This is a genomic window from Marinobacter sp. NSM (assembly GCF_052380025.1).
GTDB lineage: Bacteria > Pseudomonadota > Gammaproteobacteria > Pseudomonadales > Oleiphilaceae > Marinobacter.
Genome location: NZ_JBQTCK010000004.1, coordinates 143,886 through 166,352, shown reverse-complemented (window position 1 = coordinate 166,352; position 22,467 = coordinate 143,886). Strand labels below are relative to the sequence as shown.

At 57.9% G+C, this 22,467-nt stretch carries 20 protein-coding genes; 8 read left to right on the top strand and 12 right to left on the bottom strand.

Annotated elements, in window-relative coordinates:
* Positions 1-19: 19 nt before the first annotated feature.
* From ACTZWX_RS11110 to ACTZWX_RS11100, 3 genes are all read right to left on the bottom strand, one after another.
* Entirely contained in the window at positions 20-472 is a 453-nt protein-coding gene (locus ACTZWX_RS11110; RefSeq protein WP_152438787.1) for a hypothetical protein, read from the bottom strand.
* Positions 472-2,151: a L,D-transpeptidase family protein gene (locus ACTZWX_RS11105; protein ID WP_444713982.1), complete on the bottom strand. Its 1,680-nt coding sequence runs from the start codon at positions 2,149-2,151 to the stop codon at positions 472-474. Before ACTZWX_RS11105 ends, ACTZWX_RS11110 begins: the two co-directional genes overlap by 1 nt.
* An 88-nt stretch (positions 2,152-2,239) precedes the next feature.
* Positions 2,240-2,905 carry an AbiTii domain-containing protein gene (locus ACTZWX_RS11100; RefSeq protein WP_444713981.1) on the bottom strand — a complete coding sequence of 222 codons (666 nt, stop codon included), beginning with the start codon at positions 2,903-2,905 and terminating at the stop codon, positions 2,240-2,242.
* Between the two features lie 171 nt (positions 2,906-3,076).
* Here ACTZWX_RS11100 and ACTZWX_RS11095 point away from each other — a divergent pair, with 171 nt between their 5' ends.
* Positions 3,077-3,736: a protein-L-isoaspartate(D-aspartate) O-methyltransferase gene (locus ACTZWX_RS11095; protein WP_444713980.1), complete on the top strand. Its 660-nt coding sequence runs from the start codon at positions 3,077-3,079 to the stop codon at positions 3,734-3,736.
* A gap of 24 nt (positions 3,737-3,760) precedes the next feature.
* Here the strand turns inward: ACTZWX_RS11095 and ACTZWX_RS11090 are convergent, their stop codons facing one another.
* Together ACTZWX_RS11090 and ACTZWX_RS11085 are read right to left on the bottom strand one after the other, a co-directional pair.
* Complete coding sequence (locus ACTZWX_RS11090; RefSeq protein ID WP_444713979.1) at positions 3,761-4,567, bottom strand: DUF1338 domain-containing protein; 807 nt, start codon at positions 4,565-4,567, stop codon at positions 3,761-3,763.
* The gene (locus ACTZWX_RS11085) at positions 4,557-5,636 is read right to left on the bottom strand and encodes an arginine N-succinyltransferase (protein WP_444713978.1); all 1,080 of its coding nucleotides are present in this window, start codon (positions 5,634-5,636) and stop codon (positions 4,557-4,559) included. Before ACTZWX_RS11085 ends, ACTZWX_RS11090 begins: the two co-directional genes overlap by 11 nt.
* 117 nt (positions 5,637-5,753) lie before the next feature.
* On the opposite strand from ACTZWX_RS11085, the gene ACTZWX_RS11080 reads away from it, so the two are divergent.
* Together ACTZWX_RS11080 and ACTZWX_RS11075 are read left to right on the top strand one after the other, a co-directional pair.
* Complete coding sequence (locus tag ACTZWX_RS11080; RefSeq protein ID WP_152438784.1) at positions 5,754-6,182, top strand: Lrp/AsnC family transcriptional regulator; 429 nt, start codon at positions 5,754-5,756, stop codon at positions 6,180-6,182.
* A gap of 344 nt (positions 6,183-6,526) precedes the next feature.
* Positions 6,527-8,209 (top strand): AMP-binding protein, encoded by a 1,683-nt coding sequence (locus ACTZWX_RS11075; RefSeq protein WP_072676596.1) that lies wholly within the window; start codon positions 6,527-6,529, stop codon positions 8,207-8,209.
* Positions 8,210-8,300: 91 nt separating this feature from the next.
* Here ACTZWX_RS11075 and ACTZWX_RS11070 read toward each other — a convergent pair whose 3' ends face one another.
* Positions 8,301-8,495, bottom strand: coding sequence for a hypothetical protein (locus ACTZWX_RS11070; protein ID WP_061333071.1), 195 nt, complete (start codon positions 8,493-8,495; stop codon positions 8,301-8,303).
* A 128-nt stretch (positions 8,496-8,623) separates the two neighbouring features.
* Here ACTZWX_RS11070 and ACTZWX_RS11065 point away from each other — a divergent pair, with 128 nt between their 5' ends.
* Complete coding sequence (locus tag ACTZWX_RS11065; protein ID WP_072676597.1) at positions 8,624-9,523, top strand: LysR family transcriptional regulator; 900 nt, start codon at positions 8,624-8,626, stop codon at positions 9,521-9,523.
* A gap of 2 nt (positions 9,524-9,525) precedes the next feature.
* Here ACTZWX_RS11065 and ACTZWX_RS11060 read toward each other — a convergent pair whose 3' ends face one another.
* The gene (locus tag ACTZWX_RS11060) at positions 9,526-10,254 is read right to left on the bottom strand and encodes a transglycosylase SLT domain-containing protein (RefSeq protein ID WP_444713977.1); all 729 of its coding nucleotides are present in this window, start codon (positions 10,252-10,254) and stop codon (positions 9,526-9,528) included.
* A 90-nt stretch (positions 10,255-10,344) separates the two neighbouring features.
* Here ACTZWX_RS11060 and ACTZWX_RS11055 point away from each other — a divergent pair, with 90 nt between their 5' ends.
* Positions 10,345-11,175 carry a DUF2059 domain-containing protein gene (locus ACTZWX_RS11055; RefSeq protein ID WP_444713976.1) on the top strand — a complete coding sequence of 277 codons (831 nt, stop codon included), beginning with the start codon at positions 10,345-10,347 and terminating at the stop codon, positions 11,173-11,175.
* A gap of 49 nt (positions 11,176-11,224) precedes the next feature.
* Here the strand turns inward: ACTZWX_RS11055 and ACTZWX_RS11050 are convergent, their stop codons facing one another.
* Positions 11,225-11,503, bottom strand: coding sequence for a peptidylprolyl isomerase (locus tag ACTZWX_RS11050; RefSeq protein WP_022987955.1), 279 nt, complete (start codon positions 11,501-11,503; stop codon positions 11,225-11,227).
* 190 nt (positions 11,504-11,693) lie between these two features.
* Between ACTZWX_RS11050 and ACTZWX_RS11045 the strand changes: the two genes are divergently transcribed.
* The 3 genes from ACTZWX_RS11045 (at position 11,694) to ACTZWX_RS11035 (ending at position 15,043) form a co-directional block, all read left to right on the top strand.
* Complete coding sequence (locus ACTZWX_RS11045; protein WP_072676600.1) at positions 11,694-13,280, top strand: ABC-F family ATPase; 1,587 nt, start codon at positions 11,694-11,696, stop codon at positions 13,278-13,280.
* 184 nt (positions 13,281-13,464) lie between these two features.
* Positions 13,465-14,034 carry a DUF1415 domain-containing protein gene (locus tag ACTZWX_RS11040; RefSeq protein WP_444713975.1) on the top strand — a complete coding sequence of 190 codons (570 nt, stop codon included), beginning with the start codon at positions 13,465-13,467 and terminating at the stop codon, positions 14,032-14,034.
* Between the two features lie 277 nt (positions 14,035-14,311).
* Positions 14,312-15,043 carry a spermidine synthase gene (locus ACTZWX_RS11035; RefSeq protein ID WP_444713974.1) on the top strand — a complete coding sequence of 244 codons (732 nt, stop codon included), beginning with the start codon at positions 14,312-14,314 and terminating at the stop codon, positions 15,041-15,043.
* Between the two features lie 33 nt (positions 15,044-15,076).
* Here ACTZWX_RS11035 and ACTZWX_RS11030 read toward each other — a convergent pair whose 3' ends face one another.
* The 4 genes from ACTZWX_RS11030 to ACTZWX_RS11015 form a co-directional block, all read right to left on the bottom strand.
* On the bottom strand, positions 15,077-15,904 hold the full coding sequence (locus ACTZWX_RS11030) for a metal-dependent hydrolase (RefSeq protein WP_444713973.1): 828 nt from the start codon (positions 15,902-15,904) through the stop codon (positions 15,077-15,079).
* Between the two features lie 160 nt (positions 15,905-16,064).
* On the bottom strand, positions 16,065-17,477 hold the full coding sequence (locus ACTZWX_RS11025; protein WP_444713972.1) for a sodium-dependent transporter: 1,413 nt from the start codon (positions 17,475-17,477) through the stop codon (positions 16,065-16,067).
* A 91-nt stretch (positions 17,478-17,568) separates the two neighbouring features.
* Entirely contained in the window at positions 17,569-18,669 is a 1,101-nt protein-coding gene (locus tag ACTZWX_RS11020; protein ID WP_444713971.1) for a Leu/Phe/Val dehydrogenase, read from the bottom strand.
* Positions 18,670-18,733: 64 nt separating this feature from the next.
* On the bottom strand, positions 18,734-22,237 hold the full coding sequence (locus tag ACTZWX_RS11015; protein WP_444713970.1) for an indolepyruvate ferredoxin oxidoreductase family protein: 3,504 nt from the start codon (positions 22,235-22,237) through the stop codon (positions 18,734-18,736).
* Positions 22,238-22,467 lie beyond the last annotated feature (230 nt).

Here is a 22,467-nt window from a genome sequence, read left to right as displayed (position 1 = left end):
GGGCAGGCCGATGGGCAGTTCAGTCTGTGCTCCGGGTGGGGTGAACTGAGCGAGATAGCGTGGGCTCGCAGCCAATCACCCTGCGGGCCTGCTTGTGAGCATGCAGGTACCACCTCTGGCCGCCACGGGTGAAGGTGTCCGCTCGCACCTGAAAGTCGGCAGTTTCAACGGTGGCGGGTATGGGTGTGCCATCGGCGTGCCGATAAACGCAACTTGTCCCTATGGTCAGCGCCTGTCGAAGGGGTAGCTCGATAAAGTCGTCGTCCCTGACCAGCGGTGCCTGACCGTTGATTTCAATAACTTTCAGGCAAGGGCCGAAGTGAATGCGGTTGACGTCGTCCACAGATTCCTCAAGGCAGTGGTGAGCTTTGAGAAACGCTACGTCGCTGTCCAGACCCTCCTGGCGATCCGGCAGATTCTGGCAGGCTGTCAGGATCAGCAAAAGGGCAGTCAGTAAAGCTACTCTCGTCATCAAGGCCTCCGTGGTGTTGGCATCAGCGCGCCCTGGGGGTCCGAACGGAGCGCGTCGATCAGCCGCTGATCTCGTCCATAGATGTCGCTCCGGAACTGGATGGTTCCGGAGTGGTCCACCCATACCGTCCAGTATTGCAGGTGAACCGGTATCGGCGTTCTCAGCATCGCGTTTACCGGGTCCCTGAGTTCAATGGCTCGGTCTATATTCGCTCTGGACCAGTTACTGTTGCCCTCCAACAGGCGTTCGGCCAGTTCAAAGGGCCGCTCAACCCGGATACAGCCAGAACTGAACGTCCGTTCAGCGCGCCCAAACAGCGCCTGACCAGGTGTGTCGTGCAAGTAGATATCGTGCTGGTTCGGGAACATGAATTTGATTTGCCCCAGTGCATTCATCGGCCCCGGTTCCTGAACCAGCTGATATGGGAAGTTATTGGCCGACAACCTTTGCCAGTCGATGGTGGAAGGGTCCACTTCAACGCGATCAGTGCCCCAACCACGGTAGACTTTGAAATTCATGCGCTGCAGATAGCCGGGATCGTTGCGGATGAGTGGTAGTTGGTCCTGAACCATCAACTTTCTTGGAACCGTCCAGGTGGGGTTGAATACCAGGTAGCGAATGCGATCACTGAAGACAGGCGTCTGGCGGTATGGGCGCCCGACGATCACCCGCTGGCGCAGGATTTCCTCTCCGGATTGTACCATGATCATCTCGAAGCCGGCGATGTTGACCAGTACGTAGGTGTCACCAAGATCGTCCGGCAACCAACGCCAACGCTCCAGGCTGGCATCCAGTTGGCGGATGCGCTCGACAGGTAATCTATTCAGGGCAGTAACAGTCTGGCGCCCGATGATTCCATCCGGTTCAAGGCCATGCTGGGCCTGGAACGCGGGAAGGGCGATCAACAGCTCGTCGTCGTAGATATCACTTTCGACCGACGCATCGTAGGCATCCTGGCGATCATGGTCGGCACTCGGGATGTCGCCAAGAAGGGTAAGCCGACGACGTATCTCGGGGATGCGCGGGTCTTTGTCCCCCGGCCGGAGTGTGGGAGTGGCGGCGAGTTCGTGCCAGGGCTGTCCCAGCAATGCGGTCAGGGTGCGGCGCGCCGTGACCAGTTTCTGGTAGGCTGGCGCTGAAGGTTTTAGCTGTTGCAGGGTCTGGTAAACGGAATTGGTGTCCAGCGCTTGTGCAAGCACCGTGTGGGTTTCCATATCCTGGCGATTGGCGGTCCATTCAGCGTGAATGGTCCTCGGGTTAACTTTCCCCGCCTGCAAATGGGAGGAAAGCAACAGGAATGCATCTGACAGTACTAGGTCCAGATCGGCCCGCACTTCTTCCTCGACCTGATCCGTCGGTTGCAGGGCCAGGGCGGAAATCGTTTCGTGGTGATAATCCAGCGGGTTTAAACCCTGATCAGCCACCTCACTGATGGCCTGGGCCAGTTGACGTCGTGCACTGTAGGAATCCCAGGCCAGGTCAAATTCCCTGAGCTCGTAGAAACGGGTCAGGGCTTCCTTTGCAAGTATTGGTGCGTCGAGAACCGTGACAGGATGCCCGGCCTGCAGAGCTTCTATGCGGTTGATGATGCTATCGTCACTGAAGACGGGGGGGCATGCCAGTAGAAGAATCAGAGCCAGGCCGCGTGATCTGAGATATTTCCATCCTGCGTCTCTCATAGTGGCGCTCCTGGCCCCTTTATAGACGAGTCAATCGGTTTGCGTGTTCTCCAGTATAGCCTTTTGGTCTTTATGTGACTGTCTTGACTTAGCCGGCCCGGCCAAACATGCGTTCCAGAAAGCCAAGCTCCCGAACATCTGCCACCGGCACAGTGTCCAGTTCCTGCATGGCTTCGCGCCAGAAGGTCTCTGGGCTATCAAGATGCGAGACCAGCTTTCGTTCCTCCGGACTGTAGTGGTTGTGATCTCCAGAGATACCAGCGTCCATCAGCTGCTCGGCCCACAGATAGAGCGCTGCCCGAAGGGTTCGAAGAAGCCGGCAGTAAACCTCCCGGCTAAGGTTGATGGCCAGTTCGGCACTGAGATTAATCTGCTTTTGCAGGTCTGACATGGCCTCTTTATCCAGCAACACTCGATTGCCATTGCCTTTCTTGCAGCTTAAACAGGTATGTTCGAGTTCCTTTACCCCTTCCATCAGGTTCAGGTGCCCGAACTCCCTGGTTTGGGTGTCATTCACCGGTGCAGGAATCCAGCCATACTGGGGGGATTTGGCAACGATGTGTCCGGGCAGGTCGAGCCGATAAGGTGGTGCTTTGTCTATATCGGGGTATCCATCAAACTCAGCCCTTAGCCAGGCTGCCATCTGGCGATGTCGGAGCATGGTTGCCAGGGTCATGGCTGATGGCAAGATATCGGCGAGCAGATCGCTGGCATCCTGGGTGCGTTCCATCAGGTGGTCGACAGATGTAGACATGATTATCTCCCTGAGCGTGAGGGTTAAACCCTCGCCGTTATTTTTGTTTTTGGTTCTCCTCATCCGTGCAGAGGAGTAACCTGTGGGTAAAAAGTAGACAGTGGTTAAAGTTTGCGCTGTTGTAAAAGGGTTATGGCTTTGTAACGACGGGTAATCAGGGAGGGGCCGGTAATGAATGAACGGGTTCCGGATTTCAACAACCTGCGCGCAGACATGGTTCGGTATCAGCTTGCCGGCAGGGGGATATTCGATTCAAGAGTGCTGGAAGCCATGGACAGGGTGCCCAGAGAACGCTTTATTCCCGAGCATCTGGCCGGCGAAGCCTATGAAGATTACCCCTTGCCGATTGGTTGGGGGCAGACAATTTCCCAGCCCTATATCGTGGCGCTGATGGCGCAGGCGCTTCAGCTGGAGGGGCGGGAACGGGTTTTGGATATTGGGACTGGATCGGGTTATGCCGCAGCCGTTTTGGCCAGCCTCGCCCTGGAGGTCTTCAGTATCGAGCGGATTCCTGAGTTGGCCGAGCAGGCCAGGAGGAACCTGGAACAGGCGGGGTTCAGCCAGGTGCATGTTCACTGCGGCGATGGAACCCTTGGTTGGCCCGAGGCTGCGCCATTTGATGGCATCTGCGTTGCTGCAGGTGCTCCCGCCGTGCCTGAGACCCTTAAACAGCAGCTTGCCGTCGGTGGCCGGTTGATTATTCCGGTGGGGTCGGAACATTCCGTGCAGCGGCTGGTGTGTATTACCCGCCGGACGGATGCTGACTTCGAGCGCGAAGACTTCGGTGATGTTCGGTTCGTGCCCCTGTTGGGTGAACAAGGATGGTCCTGACTTCATTGTCAGGAGGCGCCGAAGTCAGTTTGACGCATGGGTACTCTCGAAGATCTTGTCTGCAGACGCCGCCACAAAGCCGGAGTACAGGTTGCCATCCGGCTTCGGATAGCGCAGGGCAAACTCATAGAAACAGCTGGGTACCTTGGCCACCTGGTCTGTGAATTCCAGCGCTACCCGGTCTGCCAGGGTGGAGGATTGCTCGAGCAGCTCCTGAGGTGACCCCTTTACCTCACCCCCGGAGGTGTTTATGGCGAAGCCGTGGTCTTTGAGCAATTGGTTGATCTGCGCAACGGTTTTGATGCTCTCAAGATGATTGATGCTGACCGTAAAATGGTTGGCTCGATAACCCCAGGCTGCGGTCCATGCGGCGTATTCGCTTTCCTCCAGAAGTGAACGGTAAGTGCCGTAATCCAGCTTCCAGTGGCGGCCGGAAGTGAGAAAATCGTCGGCATCCACCGCGTCCGGATTCGTTTGGGCCACAAGGTCAGAAACGATGGCCTGCAGTTGCACTGAACATTGATCCACCAGTAGCTCAGAGATGAACACCTTGGGAACATCCGGGTCAGGGTGCTCGTAATGCCGTGCGTAGAGTTTTTTTGCTTCAAAATGATATTCGCCACCCGGCTGATAGCCCAACTTGAGAAAGTGGCCGGCCAGTTTGTCCAGGCGCACCGGGGCCAGGTTAAAAGTGCGCAGTGCAATGTGATCGTTCACGATAGGGTGGCTTTCGCGTTCGCCCAGCAACTGATGAATACGCTCAGCCGAGGGCGTCACCCGTCGATAGGATTGCCAGAGCCGGGAAAAAAGCGTGTTCAGATCATTGTGCATGACGGAACTCCTGGTGAGCACTCATCTCACTTGTGTTCAGTGTGGGGCGGTTTTTGACCAGGGGTAGTGCGCACACCGGGTCTCCACCATTCAAGCCCAGCTTCCGCTGAATGCCAGTCGGCAGGGGAACTTGCTCCGGCTCGTCTCCACCTGGTAGCGAATCGATGATCGTCGCACGGAATCCGGAACACTGGCCGTTGGCCACAATCAAGGGGAACCCTGTATGGGCGGTCATCCGGGTGCCGCCATATAAACCCCGGTATAGTCCGCTGTTGCGAACACTGGTGATGGCATCCCGTGCGCACTCAACGGTCGGCCCCGCGTCGAAAAGATCTACCAGTCCACGATGCCGGAATCCTTCCTGTTCCAGCAAGTGTAGCGCCGGGCGGGTGTCCGGGTGAACCTGGCCGATGACTGCCTGAGCTTGAATGGTCATGGCTGCAATGTCGAACGGGCCAGGGGGAACAAGTTGTTCCAGAAAGCGAGCATCACTCTGGGCGGAGAGTTGCGTTACCGTGGAAAAATCCAGATCGACCACCTGATGTCTCAGCCAGTTCCAGAAAGGCGAGTGGCCATGAGAGTCAGACACCCCCCGCATCTCTGCTATCACGGTGTTTGCGAAACGCTCGGGGTGTAGCGCCATAAACAGAAACCGGACTTTCGAGAGGAGTTTGCCGGCATTGGCCTGGCGATAGTCCGGGCGAAGATACAGCGAACAGATCTCGGTGCAGCCCGCGTAGTGCTCGCAACGGGTCAGGGTTTCCCTCGCGAGGCCTGCTGGCCCGGTCGTTCTGTCGCGTTTGAAGTGGTGCAACGGCCGGTCGAGCCCAACACTGGCCTGGATGCCAGTTGTGCCCATGATCTCATGGCTGTGCTCATCCTCAAGTACAAACAGATACTGCTCGTTTGTGGGATTGTCTACGCGCCGCTCAAAGCTCTTCATGGAATGCACGATCTTCTGTGCCAGCGCGTCCCGGTCTGGCATCAGGGATGTAAATCCCGGCCCGGATTCAACGGCAATCTGATAAAGGGGATCAAGATCCCGAAGCGTGATAGGGCGGATTAACATAGCCGACATCCTGAACGTTGTTTAGGTCCAGTATGGCGGCTGGTTATGCCGATCTGTAGATTCAAATAGGTCGATATGGTATAGAATTTAGCCATATTGACGAATCGGGTAATCAAAATGATTAGTATGCAAGACCAGAAACTGTTGGGACTGCTTCGGCAGAATGCTCGCGCCAGTGTCACTGACCTGGCCAAGGGGCTGCATGTTTCCCGTTCCACCGTACAAAACAGACTGGCGAAACTGGAGGTGCAGGGAATCATCCGCGGCTATACCGTTCAGCTGGGCGGTGAGTACGCCGCCAACCAGGTGGAGGCCCATGTGTCGGTCAAGGTGCACCAGAAACTTACCGCTCGCACCAACGCTGAACTTGAGCAGATTACTCAGGTTTGCCAGTTGTTTTCGGTCAGTGGTGAGTACGACTTGATCGCCATCGTCCAGGCCCAATCTCTGGAGGAGTTGAGCCGTGTATTGGATGACATAGGGAACCTAAAAGGGGTTGAGCGGACTAACTCGGCAGTTGTGCTTGAGACCCGGTTCCGGCGTTAGCCAGCGCTCAGGAACCAAGAAAACCCGCATAGGCGGTATAAAGAAAGGCGCCAGAACCGATAAGAATGACGGCCCAGGCGGGAAAGATCAAAGCAGAGCGAGTCGAAGTTCTCATAGAGCGACAGTCTCCTGTGGTATTGGTTATCAATACGCGGTACTTCTCAATCTAGACCAGACTTGATGGATGTCACGAAATATTTTGGGAGGTGCGTCTCAGCTTCGAGCTAAATGGTCAACGCCCGGGATGTTTATTGCTATTGAGCCCGCGGGAAAGTTGGCTAGTATGAATGCAACAATAAAAAGCGATTCCAGACAGCCGAAGATAACAACAACAAGGAGCCACCATGGCTATAGACCCACAAAAGCAGACGTCTTTGCACTGCCTGTACTACTGGGCCCAGCACACTCCCGATAACGTATACCTGACCCAGCCGTTCCCGGATGGCCGGGTGGAAGACATTACCTGGGCTCAGGCCGCTGACCAGGTGTCCCGAATGGCCGCCTACCTGAACAGCCTTGGTCTGCCGGAGCACAGCAATATCGGAATCCTGGGCAAGAATAGCGCGCATTGGATACTGTCGGATCTGGCCATTTGGGCAGCTGGTCATGTCAGCGTGCCCCTTTACCCAACCTTGAATGGTGAAACAGCCGCTTACATTCTTGAACACAGCGAGGCCAAACTGTTGTTCCTGGGTAAGCTGGACGGTACGGCCGACGGCTGGAACGACATCAAGCATCATATCCCTGCTGACATGCCCATCGTGTCTCTGCCTCTGTCGCCGCGCGATGACACTCCAAAGTGGCAGGAGATCATCAAAGAGCAATCACCCGCTGAGCCGAAACTGCCTGACCCGGATGCGCTGGCCACCATCGTGTACACCTCTGGCAGTACCGGCCGCCCCAAGGGCGTGATGCACAGCTTCCGCACCATGATTTCGGTGGCGGACGGCCTGCAGCAACTGTTCCCGGTATCCTCCAACGAACGCATGCTGTCCTACCTCCCGCTGGCCCACGTGGCGGAGCGGGCAGCGGTTGAAACCCAGTCTCTTTACTACGGTTTCCACCTGTACTTTGCCAACTCCCTGGATACCTTCCAGGAAGACCTGCAGCGGGCCCGGCCCACGTTGTTCTTCTCGGTACCGCGCCTGTGGATGAAGTTCTATCTGGGCGTGAATGCTAAGTTACCGCCGAAGAAGCAGAAAATCCTGTTCAATATTCCGATCCTGAACTCACTGGTTAAAAAGAAGGTGCTCAAGCAACTGGGCCTGGACCATTGCCGGGCCGCGCTGACGGGCGCGGCACCGTTGTCTGGAGAGATTATCGGCTGGTATCGGGGTCTTGGTCTGGAACTGCTGGAAGTGTATGGCATGTCGGAAAACTTTGGTTACTCCCACGCCAACCGCCCCGGCCAGGCCAAGGTGGGTACGGTCGGCATGGCTAACCCTGGTGTGACACACCGCATTGGTGAAGGCGGCGAGGTTCAGGTGAAGAGTCCTGGCCAGATGCTGGGCTACTACAAGAACGAAGAAAAGACCAAGGAGGACCTGACCGACGACGGCTTCCTGAAAACCGGCGATATGGGTGAAATCGACCAGGATGGCTGCCTGCGCATTACTGGCCGGGTGAAGGATCTGTTCAAAACTTCCAAGGGCAAATACGTGGTGCCCGTGCCAATTGAGAACCGGTTCAATCACCCGAAAGCCGAAGTGGTGTGTGTGGCCGGTGCCAATCAGCCTCAGCCGTGCCTGATGGTGTTGCTGTCAGAAGAGGCCCGGGATGAATTGGATCGTGGTGGTGACCGGGCGGAGCTGGAACAGGAACTGGCCCGGGAACTGGATGCCGTCAACGCCCAGAGCGAAGCCCATGAGAAAGTGGCCTTCGTGGTGGTGGTCAAGGAGCCCTGGACCATGGAAAACGGCATGCTGACGCCGACCATGAAGATCAAGCGCAATGTGATCGAGGACTTCTACAATCAGAAGATGGACGAGTGGTTTGGTAAGAAGAGTAAGGTGATCTGGGAGTTCTGATCAGGGCGTTAAACCCTCACCATAAGAAAACGCCGGCATGGAAACATGCCGGCGTTTTTATTTGTGCTTCGGTTACCGGGTTCCGGTAATCTCAGTGACCGCCCTGTACCTGGGGCATGTCTGGGGCGACCGCAGCGGCTTTGCGGTTGAAAATCCGCACCTTACGGCTGAAAAACTGCATCGCCTGCTGTGCAGCAGCACGGGTATACTGGCGCCTGACCTCGGTACTGTTGTGGAGGATACTTGACGGCAGCGGGTTTACGGTTGCGATATGGCTCTTGGTCATAGCGCCTTCCTCCTTTGTCTGGTGGATTAATTAGCGATCTATCTTTAATTTAACGACTATTCTAGGAGTTCTTATTTGCAGTTTGAATACGTTAAAATCCGTACTCACGTTGCGAATATGCAGTAACTATGGACTGGGATTATCTTCGATATATACGGGCTCTGGCAATAGGTGGAACGCTGGCGAAAGCCGGTGAATTGCTGGGTGTACACCAAACCACTGTTTTAAGACGACTTGATCAGATGGAAGAGTCGTTGGGTGTGCAGTTTTTCGAACGCAACCGGGATGGTTTGCAGCTCACCCCGGTTGGCGAAATGGCGTTTCGGGAGGCCCAGCGGCTGGCGACCGATGTGGAAAATCTGGAACGTAAGCTGGTCGGTGACGACGCTGCGCCGGTGGGCAAGGTTCGGGTGGCGGCGGAAGACGCCATGATGAATGAGCTGCTCGGGCCGATCCTGGCGGAACTGGTTCACGCCTATCCGGATATTGAACTGGAAGTGCTGACCGATAACGATGTGGCGAACCTCAGCCACCGGGAAGCAGACCTGACCTTGCGGCCGGAGAACAAACCCCAGGCGACCTTGGAGGGCGAGCGCATTGCCGCTGTGGATTCCGCTGTCTACGGGGCCGCCAGATACTGCCGCCGACACCGCAATATGGATATCGAGAACCACCCGGAAGACTGCACATGGATACTGCCTGATGAGAGTTTCAGCCATCTGGCGACCGGGCGTTGGTACCGGAAGCACCTGAAGAACGTCTCCTCGGTGATTCGCTGCAACAGCCTGCAATCCATGGCAACCCTGGCCAGGTCCGGAGCGGGGTTGGCGGTGTTGCCCTGCTATCTGGGCGAAGCCGCGAAAGAGCTGCGCAGGTTATCAGACCCGCTGGAGGGCGAGAGCGTGGATTTGTGGCTGCACGTAAACCAGGATACCCAGCAGATGGCCAGGGTGCGCATCGTCATGGAGTTTCTGGTTGATCGCCTGAAAGCTCTGGAATCTGCCATTGAGATAAGCGCGTCGCTCTGAACCTAATTGTCGGCCTTGCAGAACGGCCAGAACTGGTACCAGCGCCAACACTGGAACTCCGCTTCGCACTGCTTTAACTGGTTGTCGTAGCGGAAGGCGCGGTTCTGAACCCTTTGGGCTAGGGACTGTATGGCCGGTTTTTGTTCATAGGAACGCCGGGCGTAGCCGCCCCGGCCTTCGTGGTAGGCCAGGTAGAGCTGCCTGGGGGAGCTGAATGGAATGCCCAGTTGGCGATTGCTGAGGTGGTTGTACCAGCCGACAAAATCCAGTGCGTATTGCATGTCGGTGCGCACGGTTCGCCAGGATGCGTCGTTGGCCACCAGGTATTCGCCCCAGGCGGGGTCAAGAGCCTGGGCATAACCGTAGGCAGTGGTGGGGCGCTTCCAGGGAATCAGTCCCCAAAGCCGGGTGCGGGGCGGCCGGGCATGGCTCCGGAACGACGATTCGTAATAGACGAAAGCCAGTTGCGTGGCGATGGGGGTGCCCCATTTCTCCTCGAAGGCCCGGGCATAGTCGTACCACACCGTATGCTCCCTGAAGATCTCACAGATGTTTTCCGGGTTGGCCGGAGGTTCCGGGGCCAGCAGGCTGAAACGCAGGGTGGCCCAGGTGCCGATCACCAGCCCCAGCAAAGGCAGGCCATACCAGCTCAGGCGAGAGCGCCATACATTAAACCGCTTGTTGCGGATATTTCGGGATTTTCGGGTTCCTCTGCGCCACTTCCCTACCAAACTGTCATCTCCAAAGGCCTTGGGGCACTTGCCGTAATGGCTTCGGGCGTGTCATAAACAGGGCCATTGCAGTAACAGGATAATAGAGAAATGAGACTGATCACCCTAGTTAAACCTCTTTTAGTTGCCGGGCTTTTGTTGTCGGGGACGGCCCATGCATCAACGGATGCCCGTGACGTTCTGGCGGCATCGCCCATTGATGACATCGTGGGCCAGTACCCGGCCATGATGAGCCAGAGTATTCGTGACGGTCTCAAACAGAGCGGCCAGGTGCCGCCGATGGTGGCGGATACTATCGGTTATGTGGTCAGTAGTAGCTATCGTGCAGAAGATATCGAGCGAAAGCTGGTAGCCAGCCTTGATGAGTCGCTGACGAACAAACAGCTTGAGGAGGTTCATGCCTGGTACCAGACGCCTGTTGCGCAGAAGATATCCCGTGTGGAGATAGCAGCGTCTGCACCTGCCGCCTGGTCAGAGGTACGAAGCCGCGCCGGAGAGCTGAACGAAGCTTACAAGGGCACCACCCGGGAAAAGCTGTTTGACCGTTTTGACCGGGCTTCCCGCGCAACGGAAACCACAGTGGATACTACCATTGCCGTGCAGTTGGGTTTGGCAACGGCCATGGCGGCCCTGAGCAGTGACTCGGTGCATTACGAGCGGTTACGTCAGCGTTTGGAGAGCCAGCGTGGGATGTTGCAGGGCATGGTTGGGCAACAGGTATACGACAGCTATTTGTACACCTACCGGGATATCAGTGTTCAGGAGCTGGGTCTTTATCTGGACTTTCTGGAGAGTGAGTCGGGTAAGCACTTTACCGAGGTGGTCACAGAGAGCATTCAGGCGTCTATTACGGACCCGATTGAAACCATCGGTAGTCAATTGGCGCGGTTCAGGAATTTCGGGACAGGCGAATCCCGATAACAAACGCCTGCTGTCTGCGCAGTCAAGCGCAGACAGCAGTTGCACTGGCTTAGCTGCGGGAAGTCACTTCCAGCAGGTGATAGCCGAATTGGGTCTTGATCGGCCCAATCACGGTGTTCAGGTCGCTGCTGAACACGGCCTTGTCAAACTCGGGAACCATCTGGCCAGGGCCGAATGAACCCAGGTCGCCACCGTTACGGCCTGACGGGCAGGAGGAATGCTGTTTCGCCACTTCGGCGAAATCCTGGCCACCTTCAATAGCCTTCTTTAGTTCTTCACATTTTGCTTCGCTGTCTACCAGAATGTGGCGTGCAGTTGCTTGTGCCATGGTCAAGTTCCTGTTGTCGGATGGAGGAATGGACGGAAACGTCTGACGTGAATGCTGCCCGCACAGCGTGCTGCTGGCAAGCCCTTTTTATCCGTGTTTCTGCGGCCTCACAGTCTTGCGCCCAAACCTGTACAATGCCGGCTTTTATTTGCCGGCTTGTTGCCGGCCCTCACGCTGACAGGTTCTTTTCTTGATCTCCACCGCCAATCTCACCATGCAATTCGGGGCCAAGCCCCTGTTTGAAAATGTTTCTGCCAAGTTTGGCAACGGCAACCGTTACGGTTTGATCGGTGCCAATGGCTGCGGCAAGTCCACCCTGATGAAAATTCTCGGTGGCGACCTGGAGCCGTCCGCCGGTCAGGTGATGCTGGAGCCCAACATCCGCCTCGGTAAACTCCGCCAGGATCAGTTTGCCTACGAAGACTGCACGGTGATGGACACCGTGATCATGGGCCATGGGGAACTGTGGCGGGTGAAGAAAGAGCGGGACCGTATCTACTCCCTGCCGGAAATGAGCGAAGAAGACGGCATGGCGGTGGCGGACCTGGAAGTGGAATTCGCTGAAATGGACGGCTACACCGCCGAATCCCGCGCCGGCGAACTCCTGCTGGGCCTGGATATTCCGCTGGAGCAGCACAACGGCCCCATGAGCGCCCTGGCCCCCGGCTGGAAACTGCGTGTACTGCTGGCCCAGGCCCTGTTCTCCGACCCGGACGTACTGCTGCTGGACGAGCCCACCAACCACCTGGACATCAACACCATCCGCTGGCTGGAAAACATCCTGGTGGCCCGCAACAGCACCATGATCATCATCTCCCACGACCGCCACTTCCTGAACAGTGTGTGCACCCACATGGCGGACCTGGATTACGGCGAGCTACGCCTGTTCCCGGGCAATTACGACGAATACATGACCGCCGCCACCCAGGCCCGCGAACGCATGTTGTCAGACAACGCCAAGAAGAAGGCCCAGATTGCCGAACTGCAGCAGTTCGTCAGCCGCTTCTCCGCCAACGCCTCCAAGGCCAAGCAGGCCACCTCCCGTGCCCGCCAGATCGACAAGATCCAGTTGGAGGAAGTGAAACCGTCCAGCCGGGTGAGCCCGTTCATCCGCTTCGAGCAGGGCAAGAAGTTGCACCGTCAGGCGGTGACTCTGCTTGGTTTGACCAAGGGGTTTGAAGACGGTCCGCTGTTCAAGAACCTGGATTTGCAGATTGAGGCGGGAGAGCGGGTGGCTATTATCGGCCCGAACGGTATCGGTAAAACCACGCTGCTGCAGTGCTTGGCAGGTGCCTACGAGCCGGACGCCGGCGAGGTGAAATGGACTGACAGTGCCGAGGTAGGTTACTTCGCCCAAGACCATACCGCCGACTTTGCCCGGGACGATACCCTGACCGACTGGATGGCGCAGTGGACTACCGGCGGTGAGCAGCTGGTGCGCGGAACTCTGGGACGGATGTTGTTCTCCGGGGATGACATTGGTAAGTCGGTGAAGGTTATTTCCGGTGGTGAGCAGGGGCGGATGCTGTTTGGTAAGCTGATTCTGCAGAAGCCGAATGTGATGTTGATGGATGAGCCGACGAACCACCTGGATATGGAGTCCATCGAGGCGCTGAACCTGGCGCTGGAGAATTATCCGGGTACGCTGATTTTCGTCAGCCATGACCGGGAGTTTGTCTCGTCGCTGGCGACCCGGATCATCGAGTTGAAGGCGGATGGGATTACCGACTTCAGCGGCAGTTATGATGATTATCTTCGGAGTCAGGGTTACGTCTGATCCTGAATCATTCGACCTTGGGAGTTTGCGGACGGTTGGGTAGGCCTGTCCAAAAAACGCTCCTTCGGCACATCCCTGTGGCGCTTGGGCTCCGCCATCCATGGCTCCGCACATTTTTGGACAGGCCTACCCAACCGTCCGCTCGTACCTTTGAGTGGTCATCCAGAGAATAAAGGACAAACTGATGAGTGAGTCTCCGGTTGTGATCGCAACCCGAAAATGGGTTGAAGACGTCGTCGTTGGCTACAACCTCTGCCCCTTCGCCAAACGGGAACTGGTCAAGAACCGGGTTCGGTTTACGGTGACAGACGCCAACAATGAAGACGACCTCCTGCAGGCCCTACACGCGGAATTGCAGCGCCTGGAAGACGAACCGGAAATCGAAACCACGTTGTTGATACACCCGGGCGTGCTGCAGGATTTCTACGCCTACAATGAGTTTCTCGACGCTGCCGATGCGTTGCTGGCCTACCTGGAGTTGGAGGGCGTTTACCAGATCGCCAGTTTCCATCCGGACTACCAGTTTGCTGGCACCGAACCGGGGGCTGCCGAGAATTACACCAACCGGTCTCCGTACCCCATGCTGCACCTGTTGCGGGAGGCGAGTCTGGAGGCGGCGATTGATAGCCATCCGGATGTGGATGGGATTCCTGATCGGAATATCGCACTGATGAATGAGCTGGGTGCGGAGAAGATGCGGAGTATTCTCGCAAATTGTCTGAACGTCTCTGCCCAGGAGCGGGCAGGGGAGTAGACGACAGGAGCGGTTGGGGTAAGGCTTTCAAAACTGTGCGGAGCCAGGGGTGGAGCGCAACAGCGCTTCACGGGCAGGCCATGGATGGCCTGCCCAGGACTCTCAGCGCGACGTAGGAGCAATTAGCGTTGAGAGGCGGAGCCCAAGCGCCACATGGATGTGCTTGAGCGTGTTTTGAAAGCCTTACCCCAACTGCGACAGCACGGTCTATCAGGCTGGGTGATGGTAACTCCCGAAGATGCGCGCTCGTGAAATTCCAGAATAAGAGTCAAAGACTATGGGACTGCTTTTCGAACAAATTGACAGCCAGCCCTCGGTGATCGGGGAAATCACGCTGCGCCGCCGCAGGATTCCGGCACTGGGTGACCGGGATATCTACGAAGTGAAACTGGGCGAAGAATTCCTCATGTCCAGCATGTTTGTCGACGCCGAAGTGGCCCTCTCAGACATCGGCCTGGGTGAAACCGAAGGCGACAACCTCAGTGTCGTTGTAGGCGGGCTCGGCCTTGGCTACACCGCCGTGGCCGCTCTCAACCATGAACGCGTCAGCGAACTGCTCGTGGTCGAATACCTGAAACCCGTCATCGGCTGGCACCAGCAAGAAAAAGTGCCCCTCGGCAAAGACCTCAACGCCGATCCCCGCAACCGCTACATACACGGCAGCTTCTTCGACCTCGCCATCGCCGACCCCGAAACCGGCGGCTTCGACCCGGAAGCACCAGGCAAACAGTTCCATGCCATCCTGCTCGACATCGACCACTCGCCCAGAGCGCTGCTGCACGATTCAAGCGCCAGCTTCTACACCGCCAACAACCTCCGCCTCATGGCCCGGCAACTCAAGCCCAGAGGCGTGTTTGCCATGTGGTCCAACGAAGATGAGGACGATGAATTCATGGCGACTCTGCGGGAAGTGTTTACCGACGTAGCCTGCCACGTGGTCAGCTTCTACAACCCCTTCCAGAACCGCGAATCGTTCAACACCGTCTACGTGGCCCGCAAGCCGGACTGAGTCCGGCGAGCAGGTACAGGGAAGGGATGGAGATCAGGAGAAGTTCAGCTGCTTACGCCATTTGTGCAGCAGGAACTCGGTGTCGTGCTGCCAGGGGTGGAAGTCTGGTTTGAAGTAATCCAGGTACTCCGGAATGATGGCGGTAAACATCCCTTTACGGCCCCACACACGGTTCAGGCCTTTGGCCCAGGACTTAAGATTCAGCAACTGCTTGTCTTCGCGCATCAGCTCAAAGATGAACGAGTGAATCGCCACCATGATCAGGGTGGTGATCAACGCCATAACACCCATGCGGATGGCGTAATCCATTACGGTCTTATCGTAGAGTTTTTCATAGGTGTCGAAGGCCACGGCTTTGTGCTCGTTCTCTTCGATACAGTGCCAGGCCCACAGGGTGCGCATGGACGGGTCGATGGCATTCACCAGGTCTTCGCGCTTGAGCAGCTGCGCCGAGAGGATGCCGGTGAAGTGCTCAAGGGCAACTGTAGCGGCCAGGTGCGCCCGTTTGTTGTTGAGCAGGGGCAGGTTCTTGGCGGACAGGAAACCGCGGGTCCAGCCTTCCAGTTTCTTGATATCGAAACCCTGATTGATGGCGCCCTCGTTGAAGTGACCATGCTCCTTCGCGTGCATGGCCTCTTGCCCGATAAAGGCGCTGATGTCTTTCTGTAACTGAGGGTCGTTGATCTGGTCACGGACTGCCCGAACACTGTCCACGAAGAAGCGCTCACCGTCTGGGAACAGTGCGGAGAGGGCGTTGAACAGGTGGGTCATGAACGGGTCACTGTCGACCCAGTGCCGCGGTACATCCTCAAAACCAAAGTCCTGACGGCGTACCGGAAAAGATGCTGTGACTGCTGACATAGCGACTGCCTCGATTGTGTTTGTCTTACAATCACACATTACGCGCCAAGAGCCGTAAAAGTCCGGTCAGAAAGGGACAGATGTTTATCAATTGGTATGTTGGTGCCCAGAATAGGCAGGGAGGGGGTGCCCGGGCAGCGCGCTGCCCGGGCGATTGGGGTTACATCAGGTTGTAGATAAACACAATGGCAACGGCCACCGGGGTAACAAACCGCACGGTGATAAACCACAGGTTGAACATGGGCGGTGACAACGACAGTTCGTTCTCCATGGCCTGGCGGGACATCACCCAGCCGGCAAACAGTGCGACCAGCAGGCCACCCAGCGGCAACAGGATGTTGGCGGTGAAGAAGTCCAGCAGGTCGAAAATGGTTTTGCCTTCCAGCATGGGAATGAAGCCCAGCGGAGCAACGTCCGCCCACAGGTTCAGTGACAGTACGGAGGCAATGCCCAGAGCCCAGCATACGCCGCCCGCAGCGATGGTGCTGATGGTCCGGTTCATGCCTTTCTGCTCTTCCAGCCACTCCACGATGGGCTCCAGCAGTGAGATGCCGGAGGTCCAGGCGGCAAAGATCAGCAACACGAAGAACAGCGTGCCAAACAGGGTGCCCATGGGCATCTGCCCGAAGGCCAGGGGCAGTGTCTGGAAGATCAGGCCCGGGCCGGCGCCCGGCTCCAGGCCGTTGGCGAACACAATGGGGAAGATTGCCAGACCAGCCAGCAGCGCTACGCCGGTGTCGATCACGGAGACGGTGATGGAGGTTTTGGCGATGGAGATCTTTTTCGGCAGATAAGAGCCGTAGGCCATCATTACCGCCATACCCAGGCTCAGGGTAAAGAACGCGTGGCCAAGGGCGACCAGCACGCCGGAGGTGGTCAGCTTGGAGAAGTCCGGCTGGAACAGGAAGGCCGCGGCCTGGCCGAAGTGGCCGGTGGTCATAGCGTAGCCGACCACCAGCAGCAACAATACGAACAGCGCTGGCATCAGGATACTGACGGCCCGCTCAAGGCCGGAGCGGACGCCCCGGGCGACGACCACCATCACCAGGGCCATAAACACCGTGTGCCAAAGCAGCAGGGTGGACGGATTGCTTAGCAAGCCGGAGAAAATGGCTCCCACAGCTTCGGCGGATTGCCCGGCCAGCTGCCCGCTGGCAGTTGTACCCACGTAGGATATTGCCCAACCACCAATCACCGAGTAGAACGACAGTATTAAAAAGCCAGCAAGAACGCCGATAGCGCCCACCAGTTTCCAGGCCGGTTTGAGTCTGTCCCGTTCGGTAATCAGTCGGATGCTGTTGACCGGGCTGCGACCACCCCGGCGGCCGATCATGACCTCGGCCATCATGATGGGAATGCCGACAACGGCGATGCACAGCAGGTACACCAGCACAAAGGCGCCGCCACCGTTTTCGCCGGTAACGTAGGGGAATTTCCAGATATTGCCAAGCCCGACGGCGGAGCCGGTGGCAGCCAGAATAAACGCGAACCGTGAGGACCATAGTCCTCGTTTCGCATTGGAGCCCTCAAGGGCATCCGAATAGGTAGCGGAGCCGGATGAAGTGACAGACATAGTGATCTCCCGAAGGTGTTGTTTTTGTTTCAGGGGTTAAAAGGGGAGCCGCAGAACCCTGCGGCGCCCAAGGGGAAGCACCGGTGTCAGGTCACCCGGCGCAAGCCAGCCGCCTGGGCGCCAGCCCAGCACCCGCGGCGTGCTTTCTGAAGCGCTCTTCTGCAAGTTCATTGGCGATCTCACCGGTGGGGAGCCCGGTGCGATCAGAGCGCTGGAATATTTCGGTCAGGGTGTCACCAATGGTGTCCACGTGGGCGCGGATTTGCTCGGATGAGCCTCCGGTGCGCTCGTAGAACACATCGATGATACCGCCGGCGTTGATGGCAAAATCTGGGGCGTAGAGGATGCCCCGGTTTTTGAGGGCCGCATCATGTTCGGGGCGGTCCAGGAGATTGTTGGCGGCGCCGGCAACGATGGCCGCCCGGATGGCCGGAATACTCTGGTCATTCAGGACAGCGCCCATGGCGCACGGGGCTACAACGTCCACCGGCAGGCTCAGGATGTCATCGGAGCCAACGGGCTTTGCATCAAACTCGTCCACTGCGCGCTGGAGGTTGTCGGCGTGAATGTCTGTCACCCACAGCTCTGCACCGGCCTCTTTCAGGTAGCGGGCCAGGCGGTAGCCAACATTGCCGATGCCCTGGATAGCCACCTTCAGTCCGGTCAGGTTATCCGTGCCGAGCTTGTGTTTTACCGCCGCTTTCAAGCCGATAAAGGTGCCGTAGGCGGTTACCGGTGAAGGGTCCCCTGTGCTGGGCTGGCCATCGAACCCGGTGCGGGTGGTGACGCCGGCCACGTGCCGGGTATGGCGGCCCATCACTTTCAGGTCTGGCACGCTGGTGCCGGAATCTTCAGCGGCAATGTACTGGCCGCCGAGGCTTTCCAGGTGCCTGCCCATGGCCTCGAGCAAGGCTTCGGTCTTGTGCTTACGCGGGTCGCCGATGATGACTGACTTGCCGCCACCCAGGTCGAGATTGGCCAGGGCAGATTTATAGGTCATCCCCCGGGACAGTCGCAACACATCCCTCAACGCTTCCTCATCGCTGGCGTAGGGGAACATTCGGCAACCGCCGAGTGCTGCACCCCGTGACGTATTGTGGATGGCAATGATGCCCTTCAGGCCGGTTTCGGCGTCGCAGACAAAAGACAGGTGTTCGTGGTGATCGAACTCCGGATGGCTGAATACGTTCATGGCGTTTCACCTCTGTTCCGTGGCCGGCCGCTACCCTTGTGGGGCCTGCGGCGGCTGTTTTGTTTTAGACCGCCGCGTTGGCGATTTGTTGGTGTGCCCGTTCACCGGGGTTCAGTTCAGCCCGGTACTGCGCCCGTTCTTTTCGGGTGGCATGATAGGCCGCTTCTTTGACCGGGCCGTAACCGCGGATCTTCGCAGGCAGGCTGGCCAGGTTTCGTGCGGCATCGGCGTGGTCTTTGCTCAGGTGTTTGAGCAGGAAGGCCACATCGGTTTCGTACTCCCGGATGATCTTGCGCTCCAGGCGGCGGTCCGCGGTGTATCCGAAGGGGTCCAGGGGTGTGCCTCGCAGGCTTCGGGCTTTCGCCAGCCATGCGAACACGGTTTCCATCCAGGGACCAAAGGTGTGTTTCTTAGGGCGTTCGCCATTTTTGCTCCGGCTGAGCAGCGGCGGTGCCAGATTGAACTCCAGCTCAATGTCGCCCTCGAACTGCTCCTCCAGCTGCTTGCGCAGGCTGCCATTGCTGAACAGTCGCGCCACTTCGTACTCGTCTTTGTAGGCCAGTACCTTGGCGTAGTTGTCGGCGATGGCTCGGAACAGCAACGGGTCACGGCCGAGTTTCTGGGAGATGGTGTGTTCCGCCTGGCGCACCAGTTTTTCGTAGCGCTTGGCCAGCGCGGTGTTCTGGTAGTCGCTCAGGTGTTCCATGTTGCGCTTGATCAGTTGATCCGTGGTTTCCATCACCTGCACTGGCGTGCCTTTGGGTTTCGGGAAGGCCAGAGCCATCACCCGCTCCAGATCATGGGCGGCACGGCGGCCCCAGAGGAATGCCTGTTTGTTTTTCTCGACTGCCACGTTGTTTAGCTCAATGGCCCGCTCAATGGACTCGGCGCTCAGGGGCAGCAGCCCCTGTTGCCAGGCGAAGCCGACGGTGAACAGGTTGACCGCCATGCCGTCACCCATCAGGGCTTTGGCGAGTTCACCCGCGTTGAGGAACCAGCTGCCATCCGGCCGGCACGCCTCCTTGACGGTCTGCTCCATGGATTCACCGGGGAACTGGATGTCCGGGTCTCGGGTAAAGGCGGCGGGCATGGCCTGCTCGGTATTGACCACCGCCCGGGAGAATCGGTTATCCAGCTTGGCCAGGGCGTCGTCTGTGGCCGCGACCATCAGATCAAAGGCAATCATCAGGTCGGCCTCGCCGGCCGGAATGCGTACCGCGTGGATGTTGTCTTGCCGGTCACTGATGCGAATATGGCTGACCACCGCGCCGAACTTCTGGGCCAGGCCGGCCTGGTCCAGCACGGAGACGCCTTTGCCTTCAAGATGAGCCGCCATGCCCAACAGGGCGCTGACGGTCACCACGCCGGTACCGCCGACGCCGGTCAGCAGAATGCCGTAGGGATTGTTGCCGGTGACGGGGGTCGGTTCCGGAAGCTCCGGGAAGTCCACGTCTGCGCTGACACCGGCCGGCTTTTTCAGCTTGCCACCTTTGACGGTAACAAAGCTCGGGCAGAAACCGCGCACGCAGGAAAAGTCCTTGTTGCAGGAGGACTGATCAATCGTGCGCTTGCGCCCGGCACCTGTGTCTTTGGGTAGAATCGACAGACAGTTGGACTGGATGCCGCAGTCACCACAGCCTTCGCATACGTCCGAATGAATCATCACTCGCTGGTTCGGGTCTTCCATGGTGCCGCGTTTGCGGCGCCGGCGTTTCTCTGCGGCGCAGGTCTGGTCATAGATGATCACAGAGCAGCCTTCAATCTCACGCATTTCCCGTTGCAAGGCATCCAGATCATCCCGGTGATGGAAGGTGGTGCGGTCGGCAAAATCGGCCCGTGACGGGTATTTGTCAATGTCGTCGCTGACCACGGCGATGCGCCGAACGCCTTCGCCGTAAAGCTGGTGGCTGATCTGCTGGACTGTCAGGGTACCGTCTACCGGCTGCCCGCCAGTCATGGCCACGGCGTCGTTGTACAGAATTTTGTATGTAATGTTAGCCCCGGAAGCGATGGCCGCGCGAATGGCGAGAATCCCCGAATGAAAGTAGGTACCGTCGCCCAGGTTCTGGAACACGTGTTTCTGGTTGGTAAACGGTGCCTGGCCAAGCCAGGTGACGCCTTCACCACCCATCTGGGTGAAGGTGTCGGTACCTCGTTCCATCCAGGTCGCCATGTAATGACAGCCAATGCCGCCGAGGGCCCGGCTGCCTTCCGGTACCTGGGTAGACGTGTTGTGAGGGCAACCAGAGCAGAAGTGCGGAGTGCGTTCCAGGCGCTCCCGGGGTTGCGCCAGACTGTTCTCCTTCTCGGTCAGGAAACCGAGGCGCTGTTGCAGTTTGTCGTTGCAATAACGGCCATCCAGGCGGGAGGCTATGGCTCGTGCCACCATGGCCGGTGTCAGTTCAGCGATGGTCGGTAGCAGGTCGTTACCCTGGTCGTCCCGCTTGCCGATGACATTGGGGCGTCGGCCATCCTGCCAGGTGTAGAGCTGGGTCTTGATCTGTTCTTCAATCAATCCTCGCTTTTCCTCGACAACCAGGATTTCATCCAGGCCGGAGGCAAACTCAAAAATACCCTCGGGTTCCAGGGGCCAGGGCATGGCAACCTTGTACACGGCCAGCCCGATGGCCTCACGTTCCTCATCGCCCAGGCCCAGATCGGCCAAGGCCTGAATCACGTCCAGGTAGGCCTTGCCGGTGGTGACGATACCCAGCCGGGGCTGCTCAACCGAAAGCACAGTGTAGTCAAGGCGGTTCGCCCGGCAAAAGGCCTTGGCCGCTTCCAGCTTGTGCCGGTGCAGGCGTTCTTCCTGCGCCATGGGTTTGTCTGGCCAGCGGGAGTTCAGGCCACCTTCCGGCATGGGAAACTGTGTGGGGATACGGATGTTGATTCGGCTGAGGTCCAGATTGGCAGAAATGGACGAATCCATGTTCTCGGCCAGGGCTTTGAAACCAATCCAGCAGCCACTGAAGCGCGACATGGCCCAGCCGTAGAGACCGAGGTCCAGAATATCCTGAATGCCTGCCGGGTTCAGCACCGGCATGCCCGCATCCAGAAACGCGTAATCGCTCTGATGGGGCAGGGTGGAGGACTTGCAGGCATGGTCGTCGCCTGCCACCGCCAGAACGCCACCAAACCGGGAGGTACCTGCCGCGTTGGCGTGTTTGAAGACATCACCGGTGCGGTCCACGCCAGGACCTTTGCCATACCAGAGCGCGAACACACCGTCGTAACGGGCACCTTCAAAGATATTGACCTGCTGGCTGCCCCAGACAGCGGTAGCGCCAAGATCTTCATTCACGCCGGGTAGAAAATGGATATTTTTTTCTTTGAGGTGGTCCCGGGCTTTCCACAGAACCTTGTCAAAACCGCCGAGGGGAGATCCGCGATAACCGGAGATGAAGCCGGCGGTGTTCAGGTTGTTCTTGCGGTCGAGTTGAGCTTGGAGCAGGGGAAGTCTCGCCAGGGCCTGGCTGCCGTTCATGTACACCGAACCGGCATCTTTTTCCCAGACATCGTCAAGGCTGACGGGACGCAGCCCCTTGGGGGAGCGTAAAAGATCAGACATGTTGAAATCCTCTCCCACCTGGCCGGATCGCGGCGGTAGGTTTGTCTTGTTTTTGTAATCCCGGCTTTTGGCCGGATGTTCGATTTCATCAGTCCCGCCCGGTGGATTGGCCGGGGTGCCCTTTTGGGGCTGGACGAAAAACAAACTAGATTAAGTTTACGTGCACGTCAACAAGGGCGAGGCGATTGAGTTCACAAAAGCGTGAGTTGTTCATATAACTGATTGAGAAA